The 18,743-nt window shown below is 71.8% G+C and carries 16 protein-coding genes; 11 read left to right on the top strand and 5 right to left on the bottom strand.

The window, feature by feature from the left end; genetic code table 11:
* Positions 1-34 precede the first annotated feature (34 nt).
* The 4 genes from O7598_RS15670 to O7598_RS15655 are packed head-to-tail and all read right to left on the bottom strand — an operon-like array spanning position 35 to position 1,574.
* Complete coding sequence (locus tag O7598_RS15670; protein WP_091058026.1) at positions 35-322, bottom strand: BON domain-containing protein; 288 nt, start codon at positions 320-322, stop codon at positions 35-37.
* A 23-nt stretch (positions 323-345) separates the two neighbouring features.
* Positions 346-882: an STAS domain-containing protein gene (locus O7598_RS15665; protein ID WP_269692087.1), complete on the bottom strand. Its 537-nt coding sequence runs from the start codon at positions 880-882 to the stop codon at positions 346-348.
* Positions 879-1,193, bottom strand: coding sequence for a hypothetical protein (locus O7598_RS15660; protein WP_269692086.1), 315 nt, complete (start codon positions 1,191-1,193; stop codon positions 879-881). Before O7598_RS15660 ends, O7598_RS15665 begins: the two co-directional genes overlap by 4 nt.
* Positions 1,194-1,202: 9 nt before the next feature.
* A complete protein-coding gene (locus tag O7598_RS15655) occupies positions 1,203-1,574 on the bottom strand; it encodes an STAS domain-containing protein (RefSeq protein ID WP_269692085.1) in 372 nt (123 codons plus the stop codon).
* 151 nt (positions 1,575-1,725) lie between these two features.
* On the opposite strand from O7598_RS15655, the gene O7598_RS15650 reads away from it, so the two are divergent.
* The 5 genes from O7598_RS15650 to O7598_RS15630 all read left to right on the top strand — a co-directional run bounded on the left by O7598_RS15650 (position 1,726) and on the right by O7598_RS15630 (position 7,030).
* On the top strand, positions 1,726-2,400 hold the full coding sequence (locus tag O7598_RS15650; protein WP_091058015.1) for a response regulator transcription factor: 675 nt from the start codon (positions 1,726-1,728) through the stop codon (positions 2,398-2,400).
* The gene (locus tag O7598_RS15645; RefSeq protein WP_269692084.1) at positions 2,397-3,746 is read left to right on the top strand and encodes a HAMP domain-containing sensor histidine kinase; all 1,350 of its coding nucleotides are present in this window, start codon (positions 2,397-2,399) and stop codon (positions 3,744-3,746) included. Before O7598_RS15650 ends, O7598_RS15645 begins: the two co-directional genes overlap by 4 nt.
* Positions 3,743-4,303: a GerMN domain-containing protein gene (locus tag O7598_RS15640; RefSeq protein WP_269692083.1), complete on the top strand. Its 561-nt coding sequence runs from the start codon at positions 3,743-3,745 to the stop codon at positions 4,301-4,303. The genes O7598_RS15645 and O7598_RS15640 overlap by 4 nt, the downstream gene beginning before the upstream one ends.
* A gap of 154 nt (positions 4,304-4,457) precedes the next feature.
* Complete coding sequence (locus O7598_RS15635; protein WP_269692082.1) at positions 4,458-5,267, top strand: SigB/SigF/SigG family RNA polymerase sigma factor; 810 nt, start codon at positions 4,458-4,460, stop codon at positions 5,265-5,267.
* A gap of 713 nt (positions 5,268-5,980) precedes the next feature.
* Complete coding sequence (locus O7598_RS15630) at positions 5,981-7,030, top strand: polysaccharide deacetylase family protein (RefSeq protein ID WP_269692081.1); 1,050 nt, start codon at positions 5,981-5,983, stop codon at positions 7,028-7,030.
* Positions 7,031-7,228: 198 nt separating this feature from the next.
* On the opposite strand, the gene O7598_RS15625 is transcribed toward O7598_RS15630, so the two are convergent.
* Complete coding sequence (locus O7598_RS15625) at positions 7,229-9,253, bottom strand: glycosyl hydrolase family 28-related protein (protein ID WP_269692080.1); 2,025 nt, start codon at positions 9,251-9,253, stop codon at positions 7,229-7,231.
* A gap of 175 nt (positions 9,254-9,428) precedes the next feature.
* On the opposite strand from O7598_RS15625, the gene O7598_RS15620 reads away from it, so the two are divergent.
* From O7598_RS15620 to O7598_RS15595, 6 genes are all read left to right on the top strand, one after another.
* The gene (locus tag O7598_RS15620; protein ID WP_269692079.1) at positions 9,429-10,430 is read left to right on the top strand and encodes a LacI family DNA-binding transcriptional regulator; all 1,002 of its coding nucleotides are present in this window, start codon (positions 9,429-9,431) and stop codon (positions 10,428-10,430) included.
* Positions 10,431-10,649: 219 nt separating this feature from the next.
* A complete protein-coding gene (locus O7598_RS15615; protein WP_269692078.1) occupies positions 10,650-12,026 on the top strand; it encodes an ABC transporter substrate-binding protein in 1,377 nt (458 codons plus the stop codon).
* A 57-nt stretch (positions 12,027-12,083) separates the two neighbouring features.
* Entirely contained in the window at positions 12,084-13,043 is a 960-nt protein-coding gene (locus O7598_RS15610) for a carbohydrate ABC transporter permease (protein ID WP_269692077.1), read from the top strand.
* Between the two features lie 3 nt (positions 13,044-13,046).
* Positions 13,047-13,934, top strand: a complete 888-nt coding sequence (locus O7598_RS15605) for a carbohydrate ABC transporter permease (RefSeq protein ID WP_269692076.1) — start codon at positions 13,047-13,049, stop codon at positions 13,932-13,934.
* Between the two features lie 58 nt (positions 13,935-13,992).
* Positions 13,993-15,618 carry a glycoside hydrolase family 13 protein gene (locus tag O7598_RS15600; RefSeq protein ID WP_269694875.1) on the top strand — a complete coding sequence of 542 codons (1,626 nt, stop codon included), beginning with the start codon at positions 13,993-13,995 and terminating at the stop codon, positions 15,616-15,618.
* Positions 15,619-15,780: 162 nt separating this feature from the next.
* A complete protein-coding gene (locus tag O7598_RS15595) occupies positions 15,781-18,666 on the top strand; it encodes a galactose-binding domain-containing protein (protein WP_269692075.1) in 2,886 nt (961 codons plus the stop codon).
* Positions 18,667-18,743 lie beyond the last annotated feature (77 nt).

Raw genomic sequence — 18,743 nt, 5'->3', positions numbered from 1 at the left:
CGGATGCCGATACGTGCAACCGCCGTCGATGGGCTCAGCGCCGACCGCGCCGCCCCCCGTACAGCCGCACCGCGTTGCACACGTCGAACACGCCCGGCACGTCCCAGGCCAGCTCCGCGGCGACCCGGCGGGTCTCCGGATCGGCCACCAGCCCGGCGAGGATCACCACCCGGTTCTGCACGGTCACCGTGATCTGCTGCCGCCGGGTGGTCCAGTCGGCGCTCAGCCGCTGGGCGACCAGCGAGGAGAGCCGCACGTCCGCGTCGTCGGGCTCCGGCCCGCCGGTGAACGGGAACTCGGGGTACGGCCAGGGCATCATCACGGGGGAGGCTCCTTCTTCTACGGTCATGACCGCCCGCCGGGCGCGACGCCCGACGCCGGGGCGCGGTCGTCGACGACGCCGAAGACGCCGTCGAGACGCATGGTGTGCAGCACGGTGAGCACGAAGCGCGACGGCGCCACCAGGCAGAGCTGCCGGCCGTCGCGTCGCGCCTCCTGGTGCGCGCGGACCAGCAGGCCGAGGCCGGCGGAGTCGATCACCTCCAGCTCGGCGAGGTCGACCAGCACCCGGTCGTCCCGGACGAGCCGGTCGGCCAGCGCCCGGCGTACCGCCTCGGCGGAGGCCTCCTCCGGGGCGGCCCGCGGGCCGCGGACCTGCTCCAGGTCGTCCATGCCCAGGCCGTCGTCGGCGACCGCCGCGCGGACGCTGCACCGGGGGCAGTGGTGCGGCCCGGAGGCGAAGGGCGAGCCGACCCAGTCGTGCTCGAAGACCAGCGTCCACACCACCTCCGCGTCGGGGAGGGTGGTGCCCGGGCCGGTGACACTGTCGCCGCAGCCGTCGCAGATGAGCATCATCAGGTGTTCCGCCGGTACGACCGTCACACCTCCTCCTTCCGCCGGGCGCCCCGGTCGGAGGGCGCCTGCGGGTCCGCCGTCGACCGTCCGGCGGCGAGTACCGCCAGGATGACCGCCACGGCGGCGAAGCCGGACTGCACCAGCAGGGGCAGCAGCGGTGACCCGGTCGGGCGGCGGTCGACCTGCCCGGTCACGATCGCGCCGAGCAGCGCGGCGGCCACGCCGAGCGCCAGGGTCAGCCAGATCGGGGCCGCCTTGCGACCCGGGATCACGAGGCGGCCCACCGCGCCGATCGCGAGCCCGACGACCAGCGCCCCGACGAGCGTGCTGACGGTCACCACTCCTCCTCAGCGCGGGCCGGACGTGACCCGGGCCCGGCCGCGGACGGGCGCGCGGGGCGAGTCGACGACGGGCACTGTCGCGCCGACCCCGGCGGTGTCGAGGATGCGCCGGATCCGGGGGTGCGGGTTGCTCAGGGTGAGAGTCCCGTCACGTCGGCTCAGGCGACGGTGCACGTCCAACAGCAGCGCGATCGCGGCGGCGTCCACGTGACGGCACCCGGCGAGGTCGATCGTCACCTCCCGGGGACGCAGCGCGAGGACCTGGTCGAGCACGTGCGCGACCTCGGGCAGCCCGTCGAGGTCCAGCTCATCGGTGATCTCCACGCGCACGTGCGGCACGGTGGAGTCCGGCGGGGAGGACGGCAGGGTGCTGGTCATCGGGTCGCTTCCGGGACGGGTGCGGAGGGCGCTCCCCACTCTGTGCGCCGACCTTGGAGGTCACCGGACGGTTGGATGACGGTTCGATGACAAAAACCGTGAGCGGCCGGCGCGATTGGGCGACCCGTGGTTGGCCGGTCATGATGCCCATATGACGGCCGTACTGGTGATCGAGGACGACGACCGTATCCGGCTCGCGCTGCAGCTCGCCCTGGAGGAGGAGGGCTACGACGCCGGCGGGGCGGCGACCGCGGAGGAAGGGCTGCGCCAGCAGCGGGAGAACCCGGCCGACTACGTGCTGGTCGACCTGATGCTGCCCGGCATGAACGGCTTCGACTGCATCCGTCAGCTGCGACGCGACGACGACGTGCCGGTCGTGGTGATCAGCGCCCGCGACGACACCCACGACATCGTCGCCGCGCTGGAGGCCGGCGCCGACGACTACGTGGTCAAGCCGGTCGCGATCAAGGAACTCTCGGCCCGGCTGCGGGCCCTGCGCCGGCGGGTACGCACCGTCGCCGGCCCCGCGCCCGCCCAGTTCTTCGGCGACCTGGAGATCAGCGCCGAGGCCGGCGAGGTACGCCGCTCGGGCCAGCCGGTGCCGGTGACCCGCACCGAGTTCCGGCTGCTCTGCGAGCTGGCCGAGCACGCCGGCCGGGTGCTGTCCCGCCAGCAGTTGCTGAGCCGGGTGTGGGGGTACGAGACCGGCGACGAGCGGCTGGTCGACGTACACGTGGGCCGGCTGCGACAGAAGATCGAGTCGGACCCGGCCAATCCCCGCCACCTGGTCACCCTCCGTGGCCTCGGATACAAGCTGCAGCGATGAGCCGACCGGGACTGCGTGCCAGGGTCACCGCCGCGTTCGCCATCGGGGCGCTGCTGCTCGCCGCGCTGATGGCCCTCTTCTCGTACGACCTGACCCGCCGCTCGCTGCTCGACGAGCGTGAGCGCGCCGCGGTCCGGGCCGCGTACTACGACGCCGCGGTGGTCCGCTCCGGCCTGGACACCGGCACCCCGGACGTGGTGGCCGTGCTGCGCTCGCTGGACACCGGCAGCGCCCGGCGCCCGTTGCTGCACCTGCGCACCGGCTGGTACGCCCGCACCGCGGACGTGGGCGCCAGCTCGGTGCCGGCGGAGCTGCAACGCGTGGTCGCCGAGGGCCAGCCCGCCGTGCAACGGATCCGCCTCGACGGTCAGCCGACGCTGCTGGTCGGCGTCCCGCTCCCGGGTGAGCTGGGCTACTACGAGCTGACCTCGCTGCGCGAGGTGGAGGACACGTTCCAGGTGGTCGGGCTGGCGCTGACCGCGGTCGCCATCATGATCGCCGGAGCCGGCGCGGCGCTGGGCTGGTACGCCACCCGCAACAGCCTGCGGCCGCTCACCGCGGTCGCCGACGCCGCCGAGCGGATCGCCGCCGGCGACTTCGCGACCCGGCTCGACCCGACCACCGACCCGGACCTCACCCGGCTGTCCAGCTCGTTCAACGAGATGGTGGACAAGCTCGTGCAGCGGATCGACCGGGACCGTCGCTTCGCCGCCGACGTCAGCCACGAGCTGCGCTCTCCGCTGCAGACGCTGGCCGCGGCGGCCAGCGTGCTGAACCGTCGCAAGGAGCACCAGGACGAGCGCACCGCGACCGCGGCCGGCCTGGTCGCCGACGAGGTGGCCCGCTTCCAGCGCCTGGTCGACGACCTGATCCAGCTCGCCCGCACCGAGCAGCCGGCGCACCGCGAGACGGTCGACGTGGACGAGCTGGCGCGGGCCGCCTGCCGGGAACGGTCGTTGCCGGAGGATCTGGTGCGGGTCGGCGACGGGGTCCCGCACCAGTGGTGGGTCGACCGGCGCCGGCTCGCCCAGGTCCTGTTGAACCTGCTGGAGAACGCCGAGCGCTACGGCGGCGGGCCGGTCGCCGTCCGCCTCGACGCGGCGGACGGAGTGGGCGTGGTGGAGGTCGACGACGACGGGCCGGGTGTGCCGGCGGCGGACCGGGAAGCCATCTTCGACCGGTTCGTCCGGGGCCGGGCGGCGCACGCCCGGGCCGGCACCGACGGCACCGGCCTGGGGCTGGCCCTGGTGGCCCAGCACGCCGCGGCGCACGGCGGGACGGCCACGGTGCGGGACCGGCGCCCGGGCGCGCGGTTCCGGGTCGAACTGCCGGGGGCGGTCCGATGAACCGGCGACTGGTTCCGGCGCTGCTCGCGGTCGTCCTGCTGGCCGGGTGCGGCGTCCCGGTCGATGACGAGCCCCGGCTGGTGCGGGAACCGCCCGGCCGCTTCCCGACGCCGGCGGGCACGTCCACCGCCGATCCGGACGGGCGGGTGGGTGAGCCGTTCTGCTTCGTGCGGGACGAAGGGCTGGCGGTGGTCAAACGCCGGGTCGACGGCCTGCCCGGGGTGGACGCCCACCTGCAGCACCTGCTGGCCGGGCCGGACAGCGCGGAGCGCCGCAGCGGGCTGGCCACCGCACTGCCGGGCACCGTGGTGGTGGCCGGGGCGACGATGACCGGCAACGTCGCCACCATCGACGTGCGGCAGGCCGGGCAGGAAGCCCGCCGCAACGACGAGGTGCTGGCCTTCGGCCAGATCGTGTGCAGCCTCACCCAGCGCCCGGACGTGGACAGCGTGGCGTTCCGGCGCGACGGCCAGCCGTTGGAGGTGCCGCGCGCCGACGGAAGCGTCTCGGCGCTGCCGCTCACCGCCGCCGACTACCGGCCGCTGATGCCCCGCTGACCGCCTTTTTCCGAGTCGTGCCTGCTCTATGTCCGGTTTTGGGATTAAACATCCATCGGCCGTTCGGTTGATTTGCCGGTGACTTTTGGTCTAGTGTCACTGGCACGAACCGGTGTGGGAGTCCACCCCGTTCTCTGAGGACAGGAAGGGCAGCATGACCACGATGACCATGGCACCGTCCGTCACCGAGGTGCACCGCGCGCCGCAGACCGGTGAGGAGAACCGCGCCAGCGAGCTGATCGCGGCGCTCGCCGAACTGCCGGCGGACCACCCCCGGCGGGCCGCCCTGCGCAACCAGGTCATCGAGGCGTGGCTGCCGCTGGCCAACCACCTGGCCGCCCGCTACAGCGGTCGCGGCGAGCCGGCCGGCGACCTCGCGCAGACCGCGGCGCTGGGCCTGATCAAGGCCGTGGACCGGTTCGATGCCTCGCGCGGCGTCGACTTCGCCGGCTTCGCCATCCCGACCATCCTCGGCGAGATCAAGCGGCACTTCCGCGACCGCACCTGGAACATCCGGGTTCCGCGCCGCCTCCAGGAGCTGCGGCTGCGCATCTCCGAGGCGAACAGCACGCTGACCCAGACGCTCAACCGGGCCCCGACCGTCGCCGACATCGCCACCCACCTCGACGTCACCGAGGAAGAGGTGCTGGAGGGCCTGGAGGGCGCCCGCGCCTACAACGCGGTCTCGCTCTCCACCCCGATCGGCGACGGCGACAGCGCCACCGAGCTGGGCGACACCCTCGGCACCGAGGACAACGAGTACGAGCTGGCCGACCTGCGCGCCTCGCTCGGCCCGGCGCTGGCCACGCTCGACGAGCGCGAGCAGAAGATCCTCACGCTCCGCTTCTACGGCAACCTGACCCAGAGCGAGATCGCCACCCGGGTCGGCGTCTCGCAGATGCACGTGTCGCGACTGCTCGCCCGTGCGCTCACCAAGCTGCGCGGCCAGCTCACCGAGGTCTGAGAAGTAAGGAGGGGCCCCCTCTTAACGCCTGCGGTATAGGCGGGGCCCCTTCTCACGCACGCGTCCCGACCGCCACCGGCCCCGCCGGTGGCGGTCGCGTCTTTCCAACTCGGGCCGCTCCCGGCCGACATCGCCGGCCCCGGCTCGGCGGAGACGCCACCCCGAGCTGTCGACTGAGTGGCGAACGTCGCTGGAACGTCGCTGGTGCCTGACCAGTCGACGGCGGTGTGGGAGCTGAGGCCGCCGACGGGATCATCGACGCACCACGTCGGGGAACTCGCCGCTCCGACCGCAGCCCGGGATCACCGGTGCGGCCCTCGCCCCGCTCGCTCGCGCCTTCTCGGCTGCCATCTCGCCGCCGAGGCCCGGGCGGCGGGAGTCGGCGCGGTCGTGGTGCAGACCGTCTGCGTACCGGGGAGACGCCCGAACCGGCGGTGCGCGTCGGCAAGCTGCATGCCACTCAGCGGCGGCCGGCGCACGATGAGCCAGTGACATGGTCCGACGTGGTCGCCACCGCGACGCGGACTCCAGCGTCACCACCTTACGCGTGCCAGCACGGACGCGGTTCGGCCAGCCAGTCCTTTCCGGAAAACTTCCGGAAGAATCATTGACGTGTCCGAAACGCCGCTGCAATACTCCGAACGCTGTGGCATCAACTTCTGTCGATTAACCCAGCGTCGTCAGGTGCCACCCGTCCCAAGGAGGACCTGCTCATGTACGCCAGCATCGGCGGCCGCCGCCCGTCCGCTCCCCGAACATCGCGTCTCACCGTCCGGATGGCCGTGCTCGCCTCCACCGTGGCGCTGAGTGCCGCCGGTCTCGCGGTCGCCGCCACTCCGTCCAGCGCCGCCACCTGCAACGGGTACGTCGGCCTCACTTTCGACGACGGGCCGACCGGCAGCACCAGCGCACTGCTGTCCGTGCTGCGCGCGAACGGCGTACGGGCGACCATGTTCAACGTCGGGCAGAACGTGCAGAGCAACCAGTCCGCCGCGCGGGCCCAGGTCGACGCGGGCATGTGGGTGGGCAACCACAGTTGGAACCACGCGCACATGACCTCGATGAGCCAGAGCCAGATGCAGTCGGACCTCTCCCAGACCAGCTCGGCGATCCAGTCGGCGACCGGCGTGCGGCCGCAGTTGTTCCGCCCGCCCTACGGGGAGACCAACTCGACCCTCCAGTCGGTCGCCGCGTCGCTCGGCCTGCGCCAGGTGATCTGGGACGTCGACTCCCAGGACTGGAACGGCGCCAGCGTCAGCCAGATCGTCTCCAACGCCAGCCGTCTCCAGGACGGCCAGGTGATCCTGATGCACGACGGCATTCAGAACACCCGCGACGCGATTCCGCAGATCGTGGCCAACCTGAGCAGCCGCAACCTCTGCCCGGGCATGATTTCACCGAGCACCGGCCGAGCGGTGGCCCCGGACGGCACTCCACCGCCGACCACTCCGCCGCCGACCGGCACGCCGACCACTCCACCGCCCACCGGCGGGTGCACAGCGACGGCGACGACCCCCAACGTCTGGGGTGACCGGTACAACACCTCGGTGACGGTTCAGGGGGCCAGCAACTGGACCGTGGTAGTGGCGGTGACCGCGCCGCAGCGGATCGTCACTACCTGGAACGGCTCGCCCAGTTGGGACAACACCGGTTACGTCATGACGATGCGGTCCAACGGCAGCGGCAACACCTTCGGCTTCACCACGATGATGAACGGCAACAGCGGCGCCAGAGCCCAGATCCGTTCCTGCACCACGGGCTGATCCCGGTGGCCCGCCCAGGCCACTGAACTGGCTCAGATGGGCGTGGTCGACCGTGCCCCTGCGGTGAACTCCACCTGACCGTGGACCGTAGGGGCACCTCCGGCCGAGGCTGATCTCGATTCCCTTTACGCTCCGCGGGTTTCCGTGTCGGTCCGGTCGGTGGTCCGGCTCGGCCCGCAGGCCCGGCCGGGCCCCGGGTCACCAGGGGGCGGGCGGGGGCGGCGGCGCCACCGGCGGTCGGTCGTCGCAGGTGATGGTGTTGGGCAGCAGCCACGGGGCCAACCAGCCGCCGTCGTTGCCGCCGAGGTCGGTCAGCCGGAACTCCGAGCCAGCCGGCGTGAAGTGGAACGAGCCGCAGTTGTTGACCCCGACCGCCCCCACGTTGCGCGCGTCGACGTCGGAGAAGCTCGCCCCGCCGGCCGATCGGGCGCTGACGACCGAGGTGCCGGTCCCGTCGACCCGGATGTCGCGGAAGGCGACGTTGTCGATGCGGACGCTGTCCTTCACCGGCCAGTCGCTGACCAGCATGATCGCGTTGTAGGTGTTGTCCAGATAGGCGTCGCCGACCACCTGGACGTCGGCGTCGATGCTGCGGTCCAGGGCGTAGAACCAGATCGCGCCGAGGCCGATGTTCCAGTTGAGGTCGTAGGTGCCGGCCCGGACCGTGGTGTTGCCGGTGATCCGGATCCGGCCGGCGAACGGCTCCGCGCCGAAGCGGGCGCCGACGTGGATGGCGCTGCCCTCGCGGACCGGGTCGGCGATCAGGTTGTGCGCCACGGTCAGGTCGGCGCCGCCGTAGAGCGCGATGCCGTTGGCCAGCACCGGCGACTGCACCGTGTTGTACGCGAACGTGTTCGACGCGTTCGCGGTGCCCTCCGACCACATGGCCAGCGCGTCGTCGCCGCTGTTGCGCACCACGGAGTTGGTGACCGACGACCGGGTGACGCCGGTGTGGAGGTTCAGCCCGTCGGCGATCTGGTCGGCGATCACCGTGTTGGTGACCCGCAGGTCGGTCATCGGCCCGTCGAACCACATGCCGACCTTGGTGTGGTGCAGGTAGAGGCCGTCGATCGTGCTGTGGCTGAGCGCGCCACCGACGCCGTTGACCTGGTCGGTGTCGATCCGCTCGCGGACGTCGCCCTCGACCGCGAAGCCGGAGAGGTGCACGTCGCGGCTGCCGCCGTCGGCGGCGTCGCGGCCGTAGAAGCCGACGCCGGTGTGCCGGGAGCCGTCGGGTGCGGGGGTGTCCAGGGCGACCTCGCGTCCCTTCACCACTGTGTACCAGCTGCCGGCGCCGGCGATCGTCACGTCGTCCACGACGATGTGCCGGTTGACCTGGTAGGTGCCCGGCGGCAGGTAGAGCGGACGATGTACCCGCCGGGCGTGCGCCACGGCACGGGCGAACGCGTCGGCGGACTCGCGGCGGCCGGTCGGGTCGGCGCCGAAGGCCAACACGTTCAGCGCGTGGGGGAGCACCCGGGGCGGCGCGACCAGATGCGAGTCCAGCAGGTCGATGACGGTCCAGGCGGCGGCCGTACCGGCGGGCGCGGTCAGCCGGACCACCTCGCCGGCCCGGTGGGTCCGGCCGAGCAGCATCCGCTGTTCGTCGTAGAAGTGGTGCGGCCGGAACGGCTTGCTGATCGCCGGCGTGGGTGTGGTGGCCGCCGGCACGCAGGAGCACTCGGTGATCCACCAGTCCGGGTGCAGCAGGTCGGCGTCCGGGTCGTTGGTGAACGGGTACTGGTTGTAGAGCCAGGCGTACTGCGAGGTGAGCGTCATGGTTCGCGCGGGCGCGTGGCCGACGGCGACCCGCAGCGGCGCGGTGATGCCACCGCCGCCCGGCGCGTCCGGGATGCTGTACCGCACGGTGAGCGCGTTTGTGGTGCGGGGCAGCGTGAACTCGACGTACTGGCCGGGGAGCAGGCGCACGGCGCGGCGGCCGGAGGCCTCGCCGGCCAGGGTGTAGGCCGAGCGGTCGGGGCCGATGACGGCGCCGGTGGTCCGGGCGTGCTCGGCCTCCTGCTCGAGGTAGTCGACGCGGGCGCCGCGGCCGTCGACCAGCGCCGGGTCGAGCGCGGCCCGGGTCGCCGGGACCGCCGGGCCGGCCGGCGACGCCGCGGCGACGCCGGCGGTCGGGACGGCCAGGGCGGCGGCGGCGACCGCGGCGGCGAGGAGCTTCGGTACGGACGGACGGCCCGCCGGGCCGGGAACGCTCCGCTGCATCGGAGCACCCACTTTCTCGGGGGAGGGAACGGTGGCGGCCATGTTATTCCTGAACTCTGTCGTCATTCAAGCATCAATATGCCCGAATCTTTCGACACTGTTGGCCGGTCCGACGGCAGGATTGGCGCCGATCTGCTGTTCATTTCTTGCAAGAATCTGACGTACGATTGCCGCCGTGACGAAGCGCTTGACGGAGGTGGCCCGCAAGGCGGGTGTCAGCGAGGCGACCGTGAGTCGGGTGCTCAACGGTCGGGTCGGCGTGTCCGAGGCGACCCGGACGGCGGTGCTGACCGCGCTCGACGTGCTCGGCTACGAGCGCCCGACGAAGCTGCGCGGCGAACGCGCCCGGCTGGTCGGGTTGGTCCTGCCGGAGTTGCAGAACCCGATCTTCCCGGCGTTGGCCGAGGTGGTCACCGGCTCTCTCGCCCAACGGGGTTTCACCCCGGCGCTGTGCGCCCGCACCATCGGCGGCGTGCCGGAGTCCGGCTACGTGGAGATGCTGCTGGACCACCAGGTCAGCGGCGTCATCTTCGCCGGCGGCTCGTACGCGCTGGCCGACGCCTCGCACGAGCACTACCGGCGCCTGATCGACCGGGGCCTGCCCGTCGTGCTGGTCAACGCCGGCGTCGAGGAGCTGGGCTTCCCGCGGGTGTCCACCGACGACGCGGTCGCCGTCGAGCAGGCCTACGGGCACCTGCGCTCGCTCGGGCACGAAATGATCGGCATGGTGCTCGGCCCGGAGGACCACGTGCCGTCGCGGCGCAAGCTGGACGCCATGGTCCGGGCCGCCGACTGGGGCGAGGACCGCAGCTACGTCGAGCGCTCCAGCTTCTCCATGGAGGGCGCAAGGGTCGCCGCCACAAAACTGATCGAACGCGGCGTGACCGGCATCGTCTGCGCCAGCGACGTGCTGGCGTTGGGCACGATCCGGGCCGCCCGGCGGCTCGGTCGCGCGGTGCCCGCCGACGTGTCGGTGGTGGGCTTCGACGACTCGGCGTTCATGACCTGCACCGACCCGCCGTTGACCACGGTGCGGCAGCCGATCGAGACGATGGGGCAGGCCGCGGTCGACCTGCTGGTCACCCAGATCGAGGGGGCCGGCGTGCTGCGCGACGAGCTGCTCTTCGAACCCGAGTTGGTGGTCCGCGGCTCCACCGCCCCCGCTCCCCGTACCTGATCCCGCGCGCCACCCGGCCGTCGACCGCCCCCGCGGTCGGCGGCCTTTTCGTGTGCTCCTGACCTACCGTCGTGATCAGCCGTTGCAAAGTCGTGTTCTTTCGTCATGAGGTCGAAACCTTGCTGTGAAGAGTCCGCGTCGCTACATTGACTCCACTCACCAGCGGTTCCCGCACTCACTGACATTCATCGATACTCCCGTTCCCGAAGGGATGGACAGATGTCCGTACCGCAGTACCGGAAGCTCGCGGCGGCGGCGCTCGCGGCCGGCCTCGGGCTCAGCCTCGCGGCGTGTTCCACCAAGAGCGACGACTCCGCCGACGCCGGCGGCAAGGTCACCATCACTGTCGACTGCCAGCCGGTCGGCGCGCAGAAGGAGCTGCTGAAGAACTGGAACGACGACGTCGCCGAGTTCCAGCGGCAGAACCCCACCATCGTGGTGAAGAGCGTCAGCGTCGGCGAGCAGTGCAACAACCCGCCGGACTTCACCGCCCGCCTCGCCGGCGGCACCGTCACCGACGTGTTCTACGGCTACATGACCGACCTGCAGCAGGTGCTGGACTCCGGCCAGGCGATGGACATCACCGAGTACGCCACCAAGGACACCATCGGCACCTGGGACAGCGTCGACCCCGCGCTCAAGGAGGTCTTCACCGACGGCGGCAAGCTCTACGGGATCCCGGTGAAGAACTACTCGATGGGCCTGGTCTACAACAAGGCGCTGTTCCAGCGCGCCGGGCTCGACGCGGCCAACCCGCCGAAGACGTGGCCGGAGGTGCGCGCCGCGGCCAAGAAGATCTCCGCGCTCGGCGGCGGCGTCGCCGGCTACTCCGAGTACAGCGCCGGCAACACCGGCGGCTGGCACTTCACCTCGCTGCTCTACTCGCAGGGCGGTCAGGTGCTGAGCGCCGACGGCAAGAAGGCCGACTTCAACAACCCGATGGGCAAGCAGGTCCTGCAGAACCTCAAGAACATGCGCTACGGCGACAACAGCATGGGCAGCCGCCAGCTCCTGCAGTGGGGTGACCTGCTGACCAACGCCGGTGCCGGCAAGGTCGGCATGTTCATCGGCGCGCCCGACGCCACCCAGGCGATCGTCACGCAGTTCCAGGGCAAGTACCAGGACTGGGCCATGGGCCCGCTGCCCGGTCAGGACGGGCAGGCGAAGGCGACGCTCGGCGGCGGCGAGGGCTACTTCTTCAAGAAGGGCCTGAGCCCGGAACAGGTCAAGGCCGGTCTGAAGTGGATCGCCTACCAGAAGCTCACCCCGGGCAAGGGCCAGTTCGACTACGCCCGGGCCAAGCCGCAGAACTACCCGGTGGGCCTGCCCCAGCCGCTGCTGTTCGCAGGCGGCAGCGACGCGCAGAAGCAGGAACTGGAGCTGCGCAAGGCCAACGCCAACGTGGACACCGCCAACTTCGCGGTCTTCGAGGCGAACCCGGTGCCGATCAAGGGTGAGCCGCGCAACGCCCAGGCCATCTACGCGGTGCTCGACGCCGCGATGTCCGGGGTGCTGACCAACCCGAACGCGAACATCGACGCCCTGCTCAAGACCGCCGAGGACAAGGTCAACCAGCTCCTCGCCGCCGGCAGCTGACCCGACCGGGGTGGGGGCCGGCCGCACCGGCCCCCACCCACTACCGCAGGAGTCGTCTTGGCGCTCACCACCGCCCCGGGTGCCACCCGCCGGCCCGCCCGTCCCGCGCCCGCGTCGCCGCGTTCCGCGTCGCGTCGGGCCGGGTTCGGCCGGAAGGTACGGGACAACCTCACCGGGCACACGTTCCTGATCGGCGCGGTCGCGTGCTTCGCCGTCTTCTCCTGGTATCCGATGGTCCGCGGCGTGGTGATGAGCTTCCAGCGCACCAGGCGCGGCGAGACCACCTGGGTCGGCTGGGACAACTACACCCGGATCATCGCCGACCCGAGCTTCTGGACGGCCTGGAAGAACACGTTCGTCTTCACCGGGCTGGCGCTGGTGCTGGGTTACGCCGTGCCGTTCTTCGTGGCGATCCTGCTCAACGAGCTGCGCCACGCCAAGGGCTACCTGAGGGTGCTGGTCTACCTGCCGGTGATGCTGCCGCCGGCGTCCGCGCTGTTCCTGTTCAAGTTCTACGCGTACGACCCGAGCGAGGCGGGACTGTTCAACGCGATCCTCACCGCGCTCGGACTGCCCACCTCGGAGTGGATGCAGTCGCCGACCATGACGATGCCGGCCATGGTGCTGGCGTCGACCTGGATGAACATGGGCGGCGCCGTGCTGATCTACCTGGCCGCGTTGCAGAACATCCCCGGCGAGCTGTACGAGGCCGCCGAGATCGACGGCGCCGGGGTGTGGCGGCGGATCGTGCACGTGACGATCCCGCAGACCCGGCTGATCCTGGCGCTGCTGGCGATGCTCCAGATCGTGGCCACCATGCAGCTCTTCATCGAGCCGCTGATCCTCGCCAACGGCGCCGGCACGCAGGACTCGGCGACCTCGGTGGCGTACCTGATCTACCAGCACGGGTTCTTCCAGAACGACCTCAACGGCGCCGCCGCGCTCGGCGTGATCATGCTGGTGGTGCTGGCCGGGTTCTCCGCCGTCTACGTGCGACTGACCGCGAGACAGGACTAGGACATGGCAGTCGACTCCACCACCCGTACCCTGATCTCACCGGCGCAACTGCGGCGCGGTCGCGGCCGGTTCCTCTACTGGACCGTGCTCGTCGTCGTGGTGCTGGCGTTCACCCTGGTCTTCCTCGGCCCGCTCTACTGGATGGTCACCGGCGCGCTCAAGAGCGGCCAGGAGATCGCGCAGACGCCGCCGTCGCTGTTCCCGCGCGACCCGCAGCCACAGAACTACGTCGACGCGTGGACCAACCTGGACCTGGCCAAGCTGCTGTTCAACACGTTCTACTACGCCACCGGCGCGGTGCTGTTCCAGCTGGTGTTCGACACCGCCGCCGCATACGCGTTGTCGAAGCTGCGCCCGGTGCTGGGCGGGCTGATCCTCGCCATGATGCTGGCCACGCTGATGATCCCGGCGATGGTGCTGATCGTCCCGCAGTACGTGACCGTGATCGACCTGCCGATCGTGCACGTCAACCTGCTCGACTCGCCGTTCGCGATCTGGCTGCCGCTGGTCGCCAACGCGTTCAACATCTTCCTGCTCAAGCGGTTCTTCGACTCGATCCCCGAGGACCTGATGTCGGCCGCGGTGATGGACGGCGCCTCGCCGCTGCGCACCCTCTGGTCGATCGTCCTACCGATGTCCCGCCCGATCCTCGGCGTGGTCGCCATCTTCGCGGTGACCGCGGTCTGGAAGGACTTCCTCTGGCCGAAGCTGGTCATGCCGTCGCCGGAGACCCGGACGGTCAGCGTCGGCATCTACGCGTTCGCCGGCGGCACTCCGATGAACGTGGTGATCGCCGCCTCGGTCATCGCCGCGATCCCCACCGTCGTGCTGTTCCTGATCTTCCAACGGAACATCATGGCCGGCCTGACCACCGGCGGCCTCAAGGGCTGACCGGTCGCCGCCGCCCGCCGCATCAGAACCGACCCGCAGAAAGCAGGTGCCCGTGTCCATCGTCGACAGCAGCCCGTGGTGGCGCTCCGCGGTGATCTACCAGGTCTACCCGCGCAGCTTCGCCGACGGCAACGGCGACGGGATCGGCGACGTCGCCGGCATCCGGTCCCGCCTGGACCACCTCGCCGCGCTCGGCGTCGACGCGATCTGGTACAGCCCCTGGTACCCGTCGCCGATGGCCGACGCCGGATACGACGTGTCCGACTACCGCGACATCGACCCGGTCTTCGGCACGCTCGCCCAGGTCGAGGCGCTGATCACCGAGGCGCACGCGGTCGGCATCCGGACCGTCGTCGACGTGGTGCCCAACCACTGCTCGGACGCGCACCCGTGGTTCCGCGCGGCACTGGCCGGCGGCCCGGACGCGCCCGAGCGGGAGCTGTTCTGGTTCCGCGCCGGCCGCGGCCCCGGCGGTGACCTCCCACCCACCGACTGGACCGGCGAGTTCGGCGGCCCGACCTGGACCCGCACCACCGACCCGGACGGCACGCCCGGCGACTGGTACCTGCACCTGTTCGCCCCGCAGCAGCCCGACTTCAACTGGGACCACCCCCGGGTCCGCGCCGAGTTCGAGGCCATCCTGCGGTTCTGGTTCGACCGGGGCGTGGACGGCATCCGGATCGACTCGGCCGGCCTGCTGGTCAAGGACGGCACGCTGCCCGAGGTCCACCCGGACCGGCCGCACCCGTTCCGCGACCAGGACGGCGTGCACGACGTCTACCGGGCGTGGCGGCGGATCGCCGACAGCTACCCGGGCGAGCGGGCGCTGGTCGGCGAGGTGTGGCTGCCGGACCGGCAGCGCTTCGCCCACTACCTGCGCCCGGACGAGCTGCACACCGCGTTCAACTTCGACTTCCTCGGCTGCGCCTGGGACGCCGGCGCGCTGCGGGAGAGCATCGACGGCACGCTGGACGCGCACGCGCCGGTCGGCGCCCCGGCCACCTGGGTGCTGTCCAACCACGACGTCACCCGGCACGTCACCCGCTACGGCCGGGCCGACACCAGGTTCAGCTTCGCCGCCAAGCGCGAGGGCATCCCCACCGACCTGGAGCTGGGCACCCGCCGGGCCCGGGCCGCCGCGCTGCTCTCCCTCGCGCTGCCCGGCGCCGCCTACGTCTACCAGGGCGAGGAGCTGGGACTGTGGGAGGTCGAGGACATCCCGTACGCGCTGCGGCAGGACCCGATGTGGGAACGCTCCGGGCGGGTCGACCCGGGCCGCGACGGCTGCCGGGTGCCGCTGCCCTGGCAGGGCGACGACCCGCCGTTCGGGTTCAGCCCCGAGGGCGCGACGGCCGCGCCGTGGCTGCCGCAGCCCGCGGACTGGAAGGACCGCACGGTCCGCGCCCAGACCGGCGACCCGCACTCGATGCTGGAGCTGTACCGGGCCGCGCTTGCCCTGCGCCGCGCCGAGCCGGCACTCGGTGACGGCGCGCTGACCTGGCTGCCCGCGCCGGAGGGGATGCTCGCGTTCGCCCGCGAACCCGGATTCGCGTGCCTGGTCAACCTCGGCGACCAGGCGGTTCCGCTGCCCGCGCACGATCGCCTGCTGCTGGCCAGCGGGCCGCTCGACGACGACCGGCTGCCCCCGGACACCGCGGTCTGGCTGCGTACCCGATCGACCTGAACCGCGGCGGCGCCGGCGGCCCCGTCCCGTCGCCGGCACCGCCGCGCCGCACGACGACCGGCGGCCCGTCCCGGCCGCCATCGCAACACCTGGGGAGGAAAGGAGACCGGAGCACCGCCGCAACGGGGGACCTGGCCACCGATGAAAGGGAGCACACCCCGCATGGCCGAGCACCGCACCGCGCACCGCCACCGACGCACTCAGCTGGCGGCCCTGACCGCCGCCGCGCTCGCCGCCTCGACACTGACCGTCGTGGCGTTGACCTCCACCGCCACCCCGGCCTCCGCCGCCGGGCTGTCCCCGTTCGACATCGCCGGCCGCGGCGCCACCGTTCCGTTCCGGGAGCAGGAGGCGGAGCAGGCCGCGCACACCGGCACGAAGATCGGCCCGGACCGGCGCTACGGCACGCTGCCGTCCGAGGCGTCCGGCCGGGAGGCGGTCACCCTCGACGCGGTCGGGGAGTACGTCGAGTTCACGCTCGCCGCCCCGGCGAACGCCGTCACGTTCCGCTACAGCCTGCCGGACAGCGCCGCCGGCACCGGCCGGGACGCCAGCATCGACCTGCGCGCCAACGGCACGCTGGTCAAGGCCGTCCCGGTCACCTCCCGGTACGGCTGGTACTACGGCGGCTACCCGTTCAACAACAACCCGGGCGACACCAACCCGCACCACTTCTACGACGAGACCCGGGCCATGTTCGGCACCACCTGGCCGGCCGGCACGAAGATCCGCCTCCAGGTCTCCTCGACCGCGCAGTCACCCACGTTCACCATCGACCTGGCCGACTTCGAGCTGGTCGGCGCGCCGATCGCCAAGCCGTCCGGCGTGCTCGACGTGGTCACCGACTTCGGCGCGGACCCGACCGGGGCCACCGACTCGACAGCGAAGTTCCAGGCCGCGGTGGACGCCGGCAAGGCGCAGGGGAAAGCGGTGTGGATCCCGTCCGGCACGTTCACGCTCTGGGACCACGTGGTGGTCGACAGCGTGACGCTGCGCGGCGCCGGGCCGTGGTACTCGGTGCTCGGCGGCCGGCACCCCACCGACCGCAAGCGCGCCGCCGGCATCTACGGCAAGTACGTCCCCGGCGGCGGCTACTCCGGCGAGATCCGCTCGCACGAGGCCGGCGGCCCCAGCCGCAACGTCACGCTGCGGGACTTCGCCATCATCGGCGACATCCGCGAGCGCGTCGACGAGGACCAGGTCAACGCGCTCGGCGGCGCGATGACCGACTCGGTGGTGGACAACCTCTGGCTGCAGCACACCAAGGTCGGCGCCTGGATGGACGGCCCGATGGACAACTTCACCATCCGCAACAGCCGCATCCTCGACCAGACCGCCGACGGGGTGAACTTCCACTGGGGGGTCACCAACTCCACGGTGACGAACACGTTCGTCCGCAACACCGGCGACGACGCGCTGGCCATGTGGGCGCAGAGCGTGCCGAACGTCGGCAACTCGTTCACCCACAACACCATCGGTGTGACGGTCCTGGCGAACCACCTGGTCACCTACGGCGGACGCAACATCACCATCGCCGACAACGTGACCGCCGACTCGGTGACCAACGGCGGCGGCATCCACGTGGCGAACCGCTATCCCGGCGTCACCGGGTCGACGGCGGTGGCCGGCACGATCACTGTCGCCCGCAACACGCTGATCCGCAACGGCAACTCCGACTACAACTGGCAGTTCGGGGTGGGCGCGATCTGGTTCTCCGCGCTCAACGAGCCGATCCAGGGCGCGGCGATCAACGTCACCGACACCGACATCCTGGACAGCTCCTACGCGGCGCTGCACTGGATCGAGGGGCAGACCAGCGGCATCTCGTTCACCAACGTCCGCATCGACGGCGCGGGCACGTACGCGCTCCAGGTGCAGGCGCCCAGCCAGGTCAGCTTCACGAACGTGCGGGCCACCAACATCGCCCAGGCCAACCCGATGCACAACTGCGTGGGCAGCGGCTTCCAGATCACCCAGGGCGCCGGCAACTCGGGCTGGTACACGGCCACCCCGTACTGCGGGCCGTGGCCGCAGCCGCAGTGGGGCAACGGCCCGTCCAGCCCGCCGCCGACCAGCGCGCCGCCGACCACGACCCCGCCGACCACCGCGCCCCCGACCACGCCGCCGCCGACCACCCCGCCGCCGACCGGCGGGAACCTGGCGCTGGGCCGGCCGGCGACCGCCACCAGCGTCAACCAGGTGTACGCGGCCGGCAACGCGGTCGACGGCAACGCGGCCAGCTACTGGGAGAGCGCCAACAACGCGTTCCCGCAGTCGCTGACCGTCGACCTCGGCGCGTCGCGCACCGTCGACCGGGTGGTGCTGAAGCTCCCGGCCGGCTGGGAACGCCGCACCGAGACGCTGTCCGTGCTCGGCTCCACCGACGGCTCCTCGTTCAGCACGCTCGCCTCGTCGACGGGCCGGGTGTTCGACCCGACCTCCGGCAACAGCGTGTCGATCGCGCTGCCGTCCGGCGCCCGCCGGTTCGTCCGGGTCACCGTCACCGGCAACACCGGCTGGCCGGCGGCCCAGCTCAGCGAGCTGGAGGTGTACGGCGACGGCACCACCACCCCGCCGCCGACCACCACCCCGCCCACCACCACACCGCCGCCGACCACCGCGCCGCCGACCGGCAACCTGGCCGCCGGCCGACCGGTGGTCGAGACCAGCCACGCCGACGTGTACGGCGCGGGCAACACCGTCGACGGCAACGCCAGCACCTACTGGGAGAGCGCCAACAACGCCTTCCCCCAGTCGGTGACCGTCGACCTGGGCAGCGCCCGCCCGGTCGCCCGGGTGGTGCTGAAGCTGCCGCCGTCGGCGGCCTGGCAGACCCGCACCCAGACGGTGGCCGTGCTCGGCTCCACCGACGGCTCGTCGTTCACCACGCTCAAGTCGGCGGCCGGTTACACGTTCGACCCGGCGGCCGGCAACACCGTCTCGATCGCGGTGCCCTCCGGTGACCGCCGCTACGTGCGGCTGACGTTCACCGGCAACACCGGCTGGCCCGCCGGCCAACTCTCCGAGTTCGAGGTCTACGCCTCCTGACCCGGCGCGGCGGGGACCCGCCCGGGTCCCCGCCGCACCACATCCCCCACCCCGTCAACGCCTCTCCACCTCCCCCG

It is taken from the genome of Micromonospora sp. WMMC241 (assembly GCF_027460165.1).
Classification (GTDB): Bacteria; Actinomycetota; Actinomycetes; order Mycobacteriales; family Micromonosporaceae; genus Micromonospora; species Micromonospora humi.
This window is presented reverse-complemented; position numbering and strand designations above follow the sequence as displayed.

Coding starts and splice junctions, on each gene's coding strand:
- O7598_RS15655 (WP_269692085.1), bottom strand. CDS start 1,574: ATGACCAGCACCCTGCCGTCCTCCCCGCCGGACTCCACCGTGCCGCAC.
- O7598_RS15650 (WP_091058015.1), top strand. CDS start 1,726: ATGACGGCCGTACTGGTGATCGAGGACGACGACCGTATCCGGCTCGCG.
- O7598_RS15645 (WP_269692084.1), top strand. CDS start 2,397: ATGAGCCGACCGGGACTGCGTGCCAGGGTCACCGCCGCGTTCGCCATC.
- O7598_RS15640 (WP_269692083.1), top strand. CDS start 3,743: ATGAACCGGCGACTGGTTCCGGCGCTGCTCGCGGTCGTCCTGCTGGCC.
- O7598_RS15635 (WP_269692082.1), top strand. CDS start 4,458: ATGACCACGATGACCATGGCACCGTCCGTCACCGAGGTGCACCGCGCG.
- O7598_RS15630 (WP_269692081.1), top strand. CDS start 5,981: ATGTACGCCAGCATCGGCGGCCGCCGCCCGTCCGCTCCCCGAACATCG.
- O7598_RS15625 (WP_269692080.1), bottom strand. CDS start 9,253: ATGCAGCGGAGCGTTCCCGGCCCGGCGGGCCGTCCGTCCGTACCGAAG.
- O7598_RS15615 (WP_269692078.1), top strand. CDS start 10,650: ATGTCCGTACCGCAGTACCGGAAGCTCGCGGCGGCGGCGCTCGCGGCC.
- O7598_RS15605 (WP_269692076.1), top strand. CDS start 13,047: ATGGCAGTCGACTCCACCACCCGTACCCTGATCTCACCGGCGCAACTG.
- O7598_RS15595 (WP_269692075.1), top strand. CDS start 15,781: ATGGCCGAGCACCGCACCGCGCACCGCCACCGACGCACTCAGCTGGCG.